Origin of the sequence: Cupriavidus basilensis, assembly GCF_029335485.1 — a bacterium.
Classification (GTDB): Bacteria; Pseudomonadota; Gammaproteobacteria; order Burkholderiales; family Burkholderiaceae; genus Cupriavidus; species Cupriavidus basilensis_E.
In genome coordinates, this window is sequence record NZ_JARJLM010000332.1 from 1 (window position 1) to 12958 (window position 12958).

At 67.3% G+C, this 12958-nt stretch carries 12 protein-coding genes and 1 pseudogene; 4 read left to right on the plus strand and 9 right to left on the minus strand.

Annotated features, from left to right (window positions below; all coding sequences use genetic code 11):
- The 5 genes from urtE to urtA form a co-directional block, all read right to left on the minus strand.
- Positions 1-640, minus strand: a 640-nt coding sequence (gene urtE / locus P3W85_RS19715; protein WP_276266044.1) for an urea ABC transporter ATP-binding subunit UrtE, incomplete at its 3' end; no start/stop codon positions are given.
- A 20-nt stretch (positions 641-660) separates the two neighbouring features.
- Positions 661-1509, minus strand: coding sequence for an urea ABC transporter ATP-binding protein UrtD (gene urtD, locus P3W85_RS19720; RefSeq protein WP_017226696.1), 849 nt, complete (start codon positions 1507-1509; stop codon positions 661-663).
- Positions 1506-2717, minus strand: a complete 1212-nt coding sequence (gene urtC, locus P3W85_RS19725) for an urea ABC transporter permease subunit UrtC (RefSeq protein ID WP_017226697.1) — start codon at positions 2715-2717, stop codon at positions 1506-1508. The genes urtD and urtC overlap by 4 nt, the downstream gene beginning before the upstream one ends.
- Positions 2717-4354: an urea ABC transporter permease subunit UrtB gene (gene urtB, locus P3W85_RS19730; RefSeq protein ID WP_276266045.1), complete on the minus strand. Its 1638-nt coding sequence runs from the start codon at positions 4352-4354 to the stop codon at positions 2717-2719. Before urtB ends, urtC begins: the two co-directional genes overlap by 1 nt.
- A 145-nt stretch (positions 4355-4499) precedes the next feature.
- Entirely contained in the window at positions 4500-5765 is a 1266-nt protein-coding gene (gene urtA, locus P3W85_RS19735; protein WP_276266046.1) for an urea ABC transporter substrate-binding protein, read from the minus strand.
- A gap of 550 nt (positions 5766-6315) precedes the next feature.
- On the opposite strand from urtA, the gene P3W85_RS19740 reads away from it, so the two are divergent.
- The 4 genes from P3W85_RS19740 to P3W85_RS19755 all read left to right on the plus strand — a co-directional run bounded on the left by P3W85_RS19740 (position 6316) and on the right by P3W85_RS19755 (position 10857).
- Entirely contained in the window at positions 6316-7833 is a 1518-nt protein-coding gene (locus P3W85_RS19740; RefSeq protein ID WP_276266047.1) for a flavin-containing monooxygenase, read from the plus strand.
- 42 nt (positions 7834-7875) lie between these two features.
- Positions 7876-8643 (plus strand): SDR family oxidoreductase, encoded by a 768-nt coding sequence (locus tag P3W85_RS19745; protein WP_276266048.1) that lies wholly within the window; start codon positions 7876-7878, stop codon positions 8641-8643.
- A gap of 74 nt (positions 8644-8717) precedes the next feature.
- Complete coding sequence (locus P3W85_RS19750) at positions 8718-9503, plus strand: alpha/beta fold hydrolase (RefSeq protein WP_276266049.1); 786 nt, start codon at positions 8718-8720, stop codon at positions 9501-9503.
- 49 nt (positions 9504-9552) lie between these two features.
- Positions 9553-10857 carry an MFS transporter gene (locus tag P3W85_RS19755; protein ID WP_276266050.1) on the plus strand — a complete coding sequence of 435 codons (1305 nt, stop codon included), beginning with the start codon at positions 9553-9555 and terminating at the stop codon, positions 10855-10857.
- A 27-nt stretch (positions 10858-10884) separates the two neighbouring features.
- Here P3W85_RS19755 and P3W85_RS19760 read toward each other — a convergent pair whose 3' ends face one another.
- The 4 genes and pseudogenes from P3W85_RS19760 to P3W85_RS19775 all read right to left on the minus strand — a co-directional run.
- A complete protein-coding gene (locus P3W85_RS19760) occupies positions 10885-11508 on the minus strand; it encodes a hypothetical protein (protein WP_035805825.1) in 624 nt (207 codons plus the stop codon).
- A 91-nt stretch (positions 11509-11599) separates the two neighbouring features.
- A complete protein-coding gene (locus tag P3W85_RS19765; RefSeq protein ID WP_017224327.1) occupies positions 11600-12079 on the minus strand; it encodes a MaoC family dehydratase in 480 nt (159 codons plus the stop codon).
- Between the two features lie 243 nt (positions 12080-12322).
- Positions 12323-12772, minus strand: coding sequence for a MaoC family dehydratase (locus P3W85_RS19770; protein ID WP_017224326.1), 450 nt, complete (start codon positions 12770-12772; stop codon positions 12323-12325).
- A 66-nt stretch (positions 12773-12838) separates the two neighbouring features.
- Positions 12839-12958 (minus strand): annotated as a pseudogene (locus tag P3W85_RS19775) (pimeloyl-CoA dehydrogenase small subunit); the annotation flags it as partial.

Genomic DNA, 12958 nt, shown 5'->3' on the forward strand with positions numbered 1-12958 from the left:
CTCTTGCCACCACTTCGCCGCGGCTCATCACGACATAGTGATCCGCCAGATGCCTGGCAAACTCGTAATACTGCTCCACCAGCAGCACCGTCATGCCGAACTCGTCCACCAGCAGCCGCAGCGCGCGGCCGATGTCCTGGATGATCGACGGCTGGATGCCTTCCGTCGGCTCGTCCAGGATCAGCAGTTCCGGCTCGCTCATCAGCGCGCGGCCGATCGCCAACTGCTGCTGCTGGCCGCCGGACAGGTCTCCGCCGCGGCGCTGGCGCATGGTGCGCAACACCGGGAACAACTGGTAGATCCGGTCCGGCACGCCGGCCGGGCGCTTCAGGCTGGCGGCGCCGATCAGCAGGTTCTCCTCCACCGTCAGGCGCGGGAAGATCTCGCGGCCCTGCGGCACATACGCGAGACCGGATGCCACGCGTTCGTACGGCGGCTTCTTCTCCAGCGCCCGGCCCGCCCAGCTGATGCTGCCGCTCCTGGTCGGCACCACCCCCATCAGGCATTTGAGCAAGGTGCTCTTGCCCACGCCATTGCGGCCGAGCAAGGTCGTCAGCTTGCCCTGCGGCACCTCGAAGCTGACATTGCGCAGGATATGGCTGCCGCCGTAGTACTGATTCAGTGCATTGACCTGCAACATGGCCTTGTCCCTTTTATCCTTTATCTGCCGAGGTAGGATTCGATCACGCGCTCTTCGCGCTTGACGGCGTCGAGCGTGCCTTCGGCCAGCACGCTGCCCTCGGCCAGCACGGTGACGGTGCCGGTGGCGCCGGCCAGCGCGGCGACGAACTCCATGTCGTGCTCCACCACCATCATCGAGCAGGTGCCGCGCAGGCTGTTCAGCAGCGTGGCCAGCTGCATGGTTTCCTCGTCGGTCATGCCCGCCACCGGCTCGTCGAGCAGCAGCAGCTGCGGCTGCTGCATCAGCAGCATGCCGATCTCCAGCCGCTGCTTCTGGCCGTGCGACAGCAGCCCGGCCGGGCGATAGGCCTCATCCTCGAGGCCGGTCAACGCCAGCGTTTCCTCGATACGGCGGTGCCCTTGCGGCCCCAGCCGCGCCCGCAAGGAGGAGAACCAGCGCTTGTCCGCCTTCATCGCCAGTTCCAGGTTCTCCCACACCTCGTGCTGCTCGAACACGGTGGGCTTCTGGAACTTGCGGCCGATGCCCGTCTGCGCGATCTTCGGCTCGGTCAGGCGCATCAGATCGATGGTCTGGCCGAGGAACACGCGGCCGCTGACATTGGCGTTGCGCGGCCCGGTCTTGCCGGTGATGACATCCATCATGGTGGTCTTGCCGGCCCCGTTGGGCCCGATCACGCAGCGCAGCTCGCCGTGATCGATCGACAGCGTGAGCCGGTTGAGCGCGCGAAAACCATCGAACTGCACGGTCACATCTTCGAGATAGAGGATGGGGCCATGCGAGACATCGATGACGCCCGGCTCCATCACGCGGCCGAGGCCGGTGGTGCCTCCGCTTTCCGCCAGTTGCGCTCCCGGTGCGGCATTCATGCTTCACCTCCGCTGCGGGTAGCGTTGGCCGGCGCGCCGGACGAGGCACCGCCCGCCAGGGCGCGGGCGCGCATGCCGCGCACGCGCTTGATCAGGCCGATCACGCCGTCCGGCAGGTAGAGCGTGACCAGCACGAACATCGCGCCCAGCAGGAACAGCCAGTACTCGGCGAAGTAGGCCGTGAACATGGTCTTGGCGCCGTTGACGAGGAAGGCGCCGATGATCGGGCCGATCAGCGTGCCGCGTCCGCCCACGGCCACCCATACCGCCATCTCGATGGAGTTGGCCGGCGACATCTCGCCCGGGTTGATGATGCCTACCTGCGGCACATACAGCGCGCCGGCAATGCCGCACAGCACGGCCGAGAAGGTCCACACGAACAGCTTGTAGCCGAGCGGGTTGTAGCCGGAGAACATCACGCGCATCTCGGCATCGCGCACCGCCGTGACCACGCGCCCGAGCTTGGAAGTGACGATGTAGCGGCAGGCGATGAAGCCGGCCAGCAAGGCAAGGAAGGTCAGCACGAACAGCGCGGTGCGGGTCTCGGGCGCCGCCACGGGGAAGCCGGCGATGCGCTTGAAATCGGTGAAGCCGTTGTTGCCGCCGAAACCTGTCTCGTTGCGGAAGAACAGCAGCATGGCGGCATAGGTCATGGCCTGCGTGATGATCGACAGGTACACACCCTTGATGCGCGAGCGGAAGGCAAAGAAGCCGAACAGCCACGCCAGCACGCCCGGCACCAGCACCACCAGCAGCATGGCATAGCCCAGGTGCCCGGTGCCATGCCAGAACCATGGCAGCTCCTTCCAGTCGAGGAAGACCATGAAGTCCGGCAGGTCGCTCTTGTAGACGCCTTCGCGGCCGATCGCGCGCATCAGGTACATACCCATGGCATAGCCGCCCAGCGCGAAAAACAGGCCATGGCCGAGGCTGAGGATGCCGCAATAGCCCCATACCAGGTCCAGTGCGATGGCGGCCAGCGCGAAGCACATGATCTTGCCGATCAGCGTGAGCGCGTAGGCCGACAGGTGCATGGGATGGCCTTCGGGCAGCAGCAGCGCGCACACCGGCACGCCAACGCCGACGACCAGCGCCAACAGCGCCAGCGCAGTCCAGCTGCGGCCCGAGAACAGCGGCTGGCGCTCCGGCACGGCCAGCCGGAATCCCGCCGCGGGGGTTTTCGATCGATTCGATGTTGAAGTCTGCATCATGCCTCCGCGCTGCGCCCCTTGAGCGCGAACAGTCCCTGCGGGCGCTTCTGGATGAAGAGCACGATCAGCACCAGGACAAGGATCTTGGCCAGCACCGCGCCATAGAACGGCTCGATGAACTTGTTGATGAGGCCCAGCCCGAAGGCGCCGATGATGGTGCCCGCCAGTTGCCCCACGCCGCCCAGCACCACCACCATGAAGGAGTCGATGATGTAGGCTTGGCCGAGGTCGGGGCCGACATTGCCGATCTGCGACAGCGCGCAGCCGCCCAGGCCCGCGATGCCGGCGCCGAAGGCGAAGGCGTAGCTGTCCACCTTCCATGTCCGTACGCCCACGCAGGCCGCCATGGTGCGGTTCTGCGTGGTGGCGCGCACGAACAGGCCAAGGCGGGTGCGGTTGAGAACACCCCAGGCCACCGCCACCACCGCCAGCGCGAACACGATGATGACCATGCGGTTGTAAGGCAGCACCATGCCCGGCAGCCATTCGATGCCGCCGCTCATCCACGACGGATTGGCCACTTCCACGTTCTGCGCGCCGAACAGCGTGCGCACCGCCTGCATCAGCAGCAGGCTGACGCCAAAGGTGGCCAGCAGGGTTTCCAGCGGGCGGCCATAGAGATGGCGCAGCACCAGCCGCTCCAGCACGAAGCCGACCACAGCGGACGCCAGGAACGACGCCGGCAGCGCGAACAGCAGGTACCAGTCGAAGGCACCGGCGAAATGCGCGCGGAAGACGCCCTGGACCATATAGGTCGCATAGGCGCCGATCATCAGGAATTCGCCGTGCGCCATATTGATGACGCCGATCAGGCCGTAGGTGATGGCCAGTCCCAGCGCGGCCAGCAGCAGCACGCTGCCCAGGCTCAGCCCGGCGAACAGGTTGCCGATCAGTTGGGCGCGCTGTTGGTCGCCGCGCAGCGCGTCGAGCGCTTGCTGGGCGGCGCCGCGCAACTCGGCATCGGGCTCGCGGTATTTCCCGGCGGCATCGCGCTCCAGCAGCGGCTGCAGTTTCTGGCGGCTCTGCGGATTGCTGTCGCGGCCCAGGATCCTGATGGCTTCCAGCCGGTCGTCGCGGTTGCCGTCCGCCAGCACGATATTGGCCCAGATGACATCGAGCTTGGCGCGCAGGCCGGCATCGGCCTCCGCCTTGCGCGCGGACTCCACCACCTCGCGCGATGCGCTGCCTGGCTGGTCCAGCAAGGTATTCACCGCCTGCGTGCGCACCGCGGCATCGGCCGACTGCAGCAGCATGCTGCTGGCGGCGCTATCCACCAGCGCGCGCAGGCTGTTGTTCAGGGTGAGCGCTTCGAGCGCGTCGGCCTGCACGGTGACCGGCTGGCCGCTGATGGCATCCACCAGCTTGTCGCCGTCCTGGCGCACCATGCCCACGGCTGGCGCGTACTGCAGCGTATCGTCCTGCAGCGCCTTGAGGATGGGGCCGGCCTGCGCCGGCGGCGCCTTGGCGAGCGTGCTCAGCGCGGCGGTCTTGGCGTCGAAGTCGTCTTCGGCCAGCGGCTTCAGGTCGGCCTGCGTCAGCGGCGCGGCCCAGAGCGGGCACGCGGCGAGCAGCAGCAATGCCACCAGCATGGCGCGCAGCCCTGAAGCGAGAGAGAACGATAAGGATCGGTGCATAAGGTCCGCGATCGCACGCAAGAGGCGCGACCACTTTGGTCAACGTGACTGGGTTTTGCCGCCGCCGCGGCGCGCAAGCGCCGGACGGCGGACAAGGACGCGGTGGCCTGTACCCCGCCCCACGCGCGGAACAGGGAAAAACGCCTTACATCACCTTGTCCGGCTTGCCTTCGTTACCCGCGATATATGGGCTCCACGGCTGCGCGCGCACCGCCTTCGGGGTCTTCCACACCACCGTGAACTGGCCGTCGCCCTTCACTTCGCCGATCATCACCGGCTTGTACAGGTGGTGGTTCTCGCCCATGGTCAGGGTGAAGCCGTCCGGGGCCTTGAAGGTCTGGCCGTACATGGCGGCGCGCACCTTGTCGGGATCGGTGGTGCCGGCCTTCTTCACGGCCTGCGCCCACATGTGGATGCCCACGTAGGTAGCTTCCATCGGGTCGTTGGTGACGCGCTTGTCGCCGCCCGGCAGGTTGTTGGCCTTGACCCACGCTGCCCACTGCTTCCTGAAGGCTTCGTTTTCCGGGTTCTTGACCGACATGAAATAGTTCCATGCGGCCAGGTGGCCCACCAGCGGCTTGGTGTCGATGCCGCGCAGTTCTTCCTCGCCCACCGAGAATGCCACTACCGGCACGTCCTTCGCCTTCAGCCCGGCGTTACCCAGTTCCTTGTAGAAGGGCACGTTGGAGTCGCCGTTGATGGTGGAGATCACCGCGGTCTTGCCCCCCTGCGAGAAGGTCTTGATATTGGCGACGATGGTCTGGTAATCGCTATGGCCGAACGGCGTGTAGACCTCTTCGATATCCTTGTCCGCCACGCCCTTGCTCTTGAGGAAGGCGCGCAGGATCTTGTTGGTGGTCCGCGGGTAAACGTAATCGGTGCCCAGCAGGAAGAAGCGCTTGGCGCCGCCGCCTTCCTTGCTCATCAGGTATTCCACCGCGGGAATGGCCTGCTGGTTGGGCGCCGCGCCGGTGTAGAAGACGTTCTTGGACATCTCCTCGCCCTCATACTGCACCGGGTAGAACAGCAGCGAGTTCAGCTCTTCGTAGACGGGCAGTACCGACTTGCGCGACACCGAGGTCCAGCAGCCGAAGGTGACGGCAACCTTGTCCTTGGTGACCAGCTGGCGCGCCTTCTCGGCGAACAGCGGCCAGTTGGAAGCCGGGTCGACCACCACCGGCTCGAGCTTGCGGCCCAGCACGCCGCCGCTCTTGTTGATTTCGTCGATGGTCATCAAGGCCACGTCCTTGAGCGAAGTCTCGGAAATCGCCATGGTGCCGGACAGCGAATGCAGGATACCGATCTTGATCGGCTCCTTGGACTGCGCCAATGCCAGCGGGCTCACGCCTGCCGTTGCGAAGAGTGCCGCGGCGGCTACCGCCGACAGCTTCAGCATGTCACGTCGTTTCATTGCAGCTCCCAGATTGTCGTGTTTGATAAGGAACAACGCACCCCGGGTGATGCTTCTGCAACTAGCGTGCCATGGCATACAAGCTTGCATACAAGACGGTCTACACGCGCTGGCGAGCCTCCGGTGGCGCCCGGACACGCGGGCGCACCATGGCAGTGCGCCTGTGTCGCGCACCAACCCTGTGCGCCTGCGCGGCCGGTCTCACATTGGGGCATGGGCGCGGCGGTACGGCACCGGGGCGGGAGCGCTGTATCGCCGGCGGCACTCGAGGCGCCCGCGCCCCCTTTCGCCGCCATGCTGCGCCGTGACTTGCCCGAATCCCGAATCGGAACTATGGTGGCCACTCGCTCGCGCGCCATGTCATCGCCGCAGGCACCGCAGTCATAAGAACAGAAGCAGCACAGAAGCAGCACAACGGAGACAGCCCATTGACAGCCGCGCGACTGAAGCGGATCGGCGCCCTGCCCGCGATCCCGCATGCCATCTTCATGCAGGCTGTTCCTGGCGCAGCCGCCAGGGCCGCGGGTGAGTGCGAAGACAAGGGGCGGGCATGAATCCGGCGCCGCTGGCATCCGGCCCGAACCCTGTCGTCATCATCGGCGCGGGCGTGGCCGGCATGTGCATGGGCATCCGGCTCAAGCAGGCCGGCATCGATACCTTCGTCATCCTCGAGAAAGCCGACACGGTGGGCGGCACCTGGCGCGACAACACCTATCCGGGCTGCGGCTGCGACATCCCCTCCCACCTGTACAGCTTCTCCTTCGCGCCCAAGCCGGACTGGTCCAGTGCGTATTCCCCCCAGGCGGAAATCCATCGCTACCTGCAGCACTGCGCCGAACGCTTCGGCCTGCTGGGACATATCCGCTTCGGCACCGAGGTCACCGAGGCCCGCTACGATGAAGCGGCCTGCCTGTGGCAGGTCGGCACGAGCGACGGCGACACGATCGGCGCGCGCATCCTGGTCAGCGGCACGGGGCAGCTCAATCGCCCGCTGGCGCCGCGCATCGAAGGGCTCGCCGGCTTTGCCGGCGCGGCCTTCCATTCGGCGCGCTGGCGACACGATGTCGATCTCGGCGGCAAGGCGGTGGCGGTCATCGGCAATGGCGCCAGCGCGCTGCAGTTCATCCCGCGCATCGCCCCGCAGGCGGCACGGCTGACCGTCTTCCAGCGCAGCGCCAACTGGGTGCTGCCGCGCAATGGCGAGGCCTATACGCCAGCGCAGCAGGCACGCTTCGAACGCCATCCGTGGACCGCCCGCCTGCACCGCTGGCACCTCTACCTGCAGCGCGAGCTGCGCTTTGGCCGCATGCAGCGCGACAGCGGCCGCAACCGCGAGCTGGAAACCCTGGCGCGCCGCTACCTGGCGCACGGGATTCCCGATCCGGCGCTGCGCGCGAAGCTGACGCCCGACTACCCGATCGGCTGCAAGCGCATCCTGATCTCCGACGATTTCTATCAGGCGCTGAGCCGGCCGAACGTCCATGTCGAAACCGCCGCCATCGCCCGCGTCGAAACCGACGCGGTCGTGACCGCAGACGGCGCCCGGCATCCCGCCGAGGCCATCGTCTTCGCCACCGGCTTCGACGCCCGTTCCTTCCTTGCCCCGGTCCGCATCGTGGGCCGTCACGGACGGACGCTGGCAGAGCAGTGGCAGGACGATCCCGAAGCCTACCTCGGCATGACGGCGCCGGGCTTCCCCAACCTGTTCGTGCTGTACGGCCCCAACACCAACCTGGGCCACAACTCCATCATCTTCATGCTCGAGTGCCAGGCGCGCTACGTCCTGCAATGCATCGAGGCCTGCCGCTCGGCACGGTTCGCCTCGATGGAGGTCCGCCCGGACGTCGTGACGCGCTTCAACCACGCCTTGCAGGCGGCCATCGGCAAGACGGCCTGGGCGGGTTCGTGCAGCAGTTGGTACAAATCCGCGAGCGGCAAGGTGGTCAACAACTGGTCCGGCCATGCCACCGCCTATTGGTGGAAGACGCGCAAGCCGGACTGGCGGGACTTCGTGCTGCGCCACGCTGGCGAAGGCGAAGGAAACGGCGCGGCGCCCGCGTCATCGTAGCCAGTTCCCGGCGCACCGGCATACAACTCAGGAGATCGCGCAATGCTGCGTCTGCAAGACAAGGTTGTCATGATCACCGGCGCGGCGTCCGGCCTGGGCGCCGCCTTCAGCCGCGCGGCGGCGCTGGCCGGCGCCAGCGTGGTGCTGGCGGATATCGACGATGCCGCCGGGCAAGGCCTCGCTGAAGCCTTGCGCGCGGAGGGCGCGAGCGCAGGCTACCAGCGGCTCGACGTCACCAGCGAAGCCGGCTGGGAAACCGCCATGGCAGCGGTGCGCGAGCGCCACGGCAGGCTCGACGTGCTGGCGAACAACGCCGGCATCGCACTGCGCGGCTCGGTGGCGGATTGCAGCCTCGCCGACTGGCAGCGCACGCTCGATGTCAACCTGACCGGCGTCTTCCTGGGCTGCCGCGCGGCGCTGCCGCTGATGCGCGCGGGCGGCGCCATCGTCAATGTCTCGTCCGTCTATGGCCAGGTGGGCGGCGCGCAGGTCGCGGCGTATTGCGCCGCAAAAGGCGGCGTGACCCTGCTGACGCGTTCCGCGGCCCTGCACGGCGCCGCGCTCAAGCCGCCGGTACGGGTCAACTCCATCCATCCGGGCTTCGTCGACACACCGATGACCCAGGGCGCGCTCGACCTGCCCGATGCCAGCGGCACCACCGCGCGCAAGCGCATCGAGGGCATGACCCCGCTGGGCCGGCTGGCCACGCCGGATGAAATCGTTGGCGTCTTCCTGCTGCTGGCCAGCGACGAAGGCCGCTACATCACCGGCTCGCAGTTCACCGTCGATGGCGGCCTCACCGCCCAATAGGCCAGCCGCCACCGCGGGCAACCGGCGTCCATGAAGGAACGGAGCAACGAAGTGCCGAAGCCATGGAGTTCGATATGCAGCGCCTGACCATCGGGTCCGAGGGTATCCGCACCAGCCTCATCGAGGCGGGCACCGGCCGCCCCACCATCCTCGTGCATGGCACCAGTTCCAGCGCCGAGAGCAACTGGGCAGCGCTTCTGCCCGGGCTGGCGCAGCACAGACGCTGCCTGGCGCTCGATCTGCGCGGCTCGGGGGAGACGCATGACGACGGCGCGCCCCTGACGCTGGAAACGCTGGTGGAGCAGGTGCGCGCCTGCATGGACCTGGCGCCGGACCAGCAAGCGGACCTGGTCGGCTACTCGCTGGGCGGCGTGGTGGCCGCCGCGGCGGCGGCGCTGATGCCCGAGCGCGTGCGCCGCCTGGCGGTGTTCGGCGCCTGGGCGCAAACCGACCGGCGCATGCGCCTGCTGTTCTCGCTGTGGCAGTCCCTGGCGCTCTCGGACCACCATCAGCTGGCCCGCATGATCCTGCTCAACGGCGTCTCCGAGCCTTACCTGGCACGCCTCGACGACGCCACCGCCGATGCCATCCTGGCGCGCTTCGGCAGCGGCCTGGCACCCGGCAGCGATCGCCAGGCCGCGCTCGATGCCACCATCGACATCGCCCCGCTGCTGCCCCGCATCCGCGCCGCCACACTGGTGATCGGCCTGCGCCACGACCGCATGGTGCCGCCCGCGCATTGCCGCGCGCTCGCCGAGGCCATCGGCCAGGCGCGTTATGCCGAGATCGACAGCGGCCACCTGGTCATGCTGGAACAGCCGGAGCGTCTGCTCGAGCTGATCTCCCGGCATCTGGACTGACCCCGCCACCACCGCCACCACCGCTTACGCGACGCACCCAGGCAAGCCCATGAGCCCACTTCCGTCCTACCAGCCACGCAGCGCCTGGGCCATGGCCTCGATGCTGACCTGGCTCTCGCTGATCAACTTCCTCGACAAGATCGTGCTGGGCATGGTCGCGGTGCCGCTGATGGCGGACCTGAAGATACCGCCATCGGAGTTCGGCTTGATCGCCAGCAGCTTCTTCTGGCTGTTCTCGCTCTCCACCGTGCTGGTGGGTTTTCTTTCCAATCGCATCGCCACGCGCTGGCTGCTGCTGGCGATGGGCCTGTCATGGGCGCTGCTGCAGGTGCCGCTGGCGCTGGCCGGCTCGGCGCTGACCATCCTGCTGTGCCGCATGTTGCTTGGCGCGGCCGAGGGGCCGGCCTTCCCGATCTCCGTGCATGCGCTTTACAAATGGTTTCCCGACCACAAGCGCAACCTGCCGGTGGCGGTGGTCAACCAGGGCGCTACCGCGGGCCTGCTGCTGGCGGGACTGACCATTCCGCTGGTGACGATGCACTGGGGCTGGCGCGCGAGCTTCGCGATCCTCGCCGCGATCGGCGCCGCCTGGAGCATCATGTGGCTGTGCGTCGGCCGCGAGGGCCCGCTGACGGGAACGCCCGGCCAGCGCCCCGGTACCGCCACGGCCATACCCGCGCGCCTCCCTTACCGCCGGATCTTCCGCGATCCGACCGTGCTGGCCTGCCTGACGCTGGGTTTCTGTGCCTACTGGGCGCTGGCGCTGGGCCTGACCTGGCTGCCCGCCTACCTGGAGCAGGGCCTGGGCTTCGACCCGATAACCACCGGGCGCTGGTATGCCGTCATCGTAGCCTCGTCCATGCCCGTCACGCTGGTCCTGAGCTGGCTGTCGCAACGCATGCTGCGCGCAGGGGCATCGTCGCGGCTGGCACGCGGCGTGATCATCTCGGTCGCGGCGCTGGCGGGCGGCGGGGTGTACCTGGTGATCGCATCGGTGGCGCTGCCGCCGGTACCAAGGACCTTGCTGATTGCCGTGGCGGCATGTTTGCCGCCAGTGGCGTTCGCGCTGACGCCGGCCATGCTGGCGCAGATCGTGCCGGAGGCCCAGCGCGGCAGCGTGCTGTCCATCCACACCGCGCTGGTCTCGCTGGCGGGCAGCCTGGCGCCTGCCGTGGTGGGACAGTTGATACAGCGCCACGGCATGAGCGGGGGCTTCGAGGTGGGCTTCGCGATCAATGCCTTGCTGCTGCTGGCGGCCGGCGTGATCGGCCTTTGCTGGCTGAATCCCGAGCGTTCGGCGACGGCACTGGCAGCGGCCACGCACGCAACGGCGGGCGCGCGCTCGCCCGCCTGAGCCCTCTGCCGCCGCCCTGGTCCCCGTTCAGCGGGACAACCACCAGCAGGCAGCGGCCGCCACCGCGGCCTGGCCTGCGGCAACGATCAGGAAGGTTTGCCACGAGGCTTCGAAGCGGTCTTGCAGCGTAGTGACAGCCGCCGCCCGGATGGCCGCGGGCGCTTCCTGCGCGGCGAGCCCGGCAAACGGTATCGCCGCGATGATCTTGCCGGCGAAATGCAGCGCCACGCGGCGCGCCAGCCGGGGCATGCGTTCGCTACGCTCGAGAAAACCCTGGAAGCGGGCCGTCAGCGCCTTTGGCTGCGCCAGCAGGCTCGCCAGCGCGCCCGGCTGCTGGACCTGCAGCGTATCGACGAAGCGGCCGAACGTGGCATCGTAGAAACGCTCGCCATGCGCATCCGCCAGCGTGCCCAGCACGCGATCGAGCGCGCGCTGCTGGGCGACGACAAAATACGCCACCGGAAAAGCGATCAGGAACACCAGCGCCGCCGCCGCAAGCGGCCAGCCCGCACCGGCACCGCCCTTGGCCACGACGGCGAAGGCCAGCAGGCTCAGCACCAGCCCGGCCACACAGCAGCGCACCATTTCCCAGAGATAAAGCGAGCCCGCCTTGAGCATGGACTTGCCGAGATCGATTGCACTGCCTGACATGTAGGTAACCCTTGGATGGCACCCGCATGGCCGGCGCCGATAAAGAAACGGCGCAGGCCGCCGCACGCCTTGTGCGGCGGCCCTGCCTGGCTTACGAGTAGCGCCGGCTGATCGATTCCGCCACGCAGACCGGACGGTCGCTGCCTTCGCGTTCCACCGTGACTTCCCAGTTGGACTGCGCGCCGACCAGGCCGGGCGCATTCGGCAGCGGCTCGAGGCGTTCCACCGACAACAGCTTCACGCGGGCGCGCAGGCGGCTGCCGACCGGCACCGGCGCGGTGAAACGCACACGGTTGAGACCGTAGTTGACGCCCATCTTCACACCCGGCATATCGATGGCGTTGTGCATGAAGGCCGGCAGCAGCGACAGGGTCAGGAAGCCATGCGCCACCGGACCGCCAAACGGCGACTCGCGGCGCGCGCGCTCCACGTCGACGTGGATCCATTGGTGATCGCCGGTTGCCTCCGCGAACTGGTTGACCTGCTGCTGGGTGATCTCGATCCAGTCGCTGATGGCCACTTCCTGGCCCTGCAGGCTTTCCAGTTCTTCAAGCGAAGCGATGGTACGCATGGTGTCTCCTTGTTGTTGCCTGGCTGGCCGGAATCGGCCGGGATTCATTCAGGGTGATGCATTGACGCCGGAATCTACGATGATCCTTCGGACCTCAGAGCCGGCATCCAGAGATAAGCTGCGCGATGCAAAGCGCTGTATTGCTCCCTCTCCCCCCGAGGGGAGAGGGCGTAACAACCGCCGGGCATTTCAAACCGCGCCGGCGCATCCCGCCAGCTTCGGTCGGCGCCCCGGCCTTACACCTCAGGCGGGCCGGCGGCCGTACATGCCCATGCCCTTGACCGTGCAGACCAGTTCGCCGCGCTGGTTGGTGGCCTCCCACTGGGTGTGCACCACGCCGCGGTCCGGCTTGGACGACGAGGCGCGCGCATCCAGCACCAGCAGCGACACGCTCAGCGTATCGCCCGCATAGACCGGCTTGAGCCAGCGGATCTCATCCACGCCGGGCGAGCCCATGCTGGCCGCCTTGGAGGTCATATTGTCCACCAGCAGGCGCATCATGATAGAACAGGTCATCCAGCCGCTGGAGATCAGGCCTTTGTAGATGCTGTTCTGTGCGGCTTCCTTGTCGATATGGAAGGGCTGGGGATCGTACTGGCGGGCGAAGGCCAGGATCTCTTCTTCGCTCACCAGGTGGGTGCCGAGATCGCGCTTGCTGCCGACGATGAAGTCTTCGAAATACAGGGTGGACATGGTTCGCTCCGTCAATAAAAAAACCGCGCCTGGAACAACCGGCGCGGCTATCGTCTTCCAGCAGGATCAGACCGTTTCCAGGAAGCCGGGCTGTGCCGCAAAGCGTCCCAGGTGATGATCGACGTCACCGAAGGTGGTGTTGATCAGCGTCAGGCGCTTGAACATATGCGCCGCCGGCAACTCGTC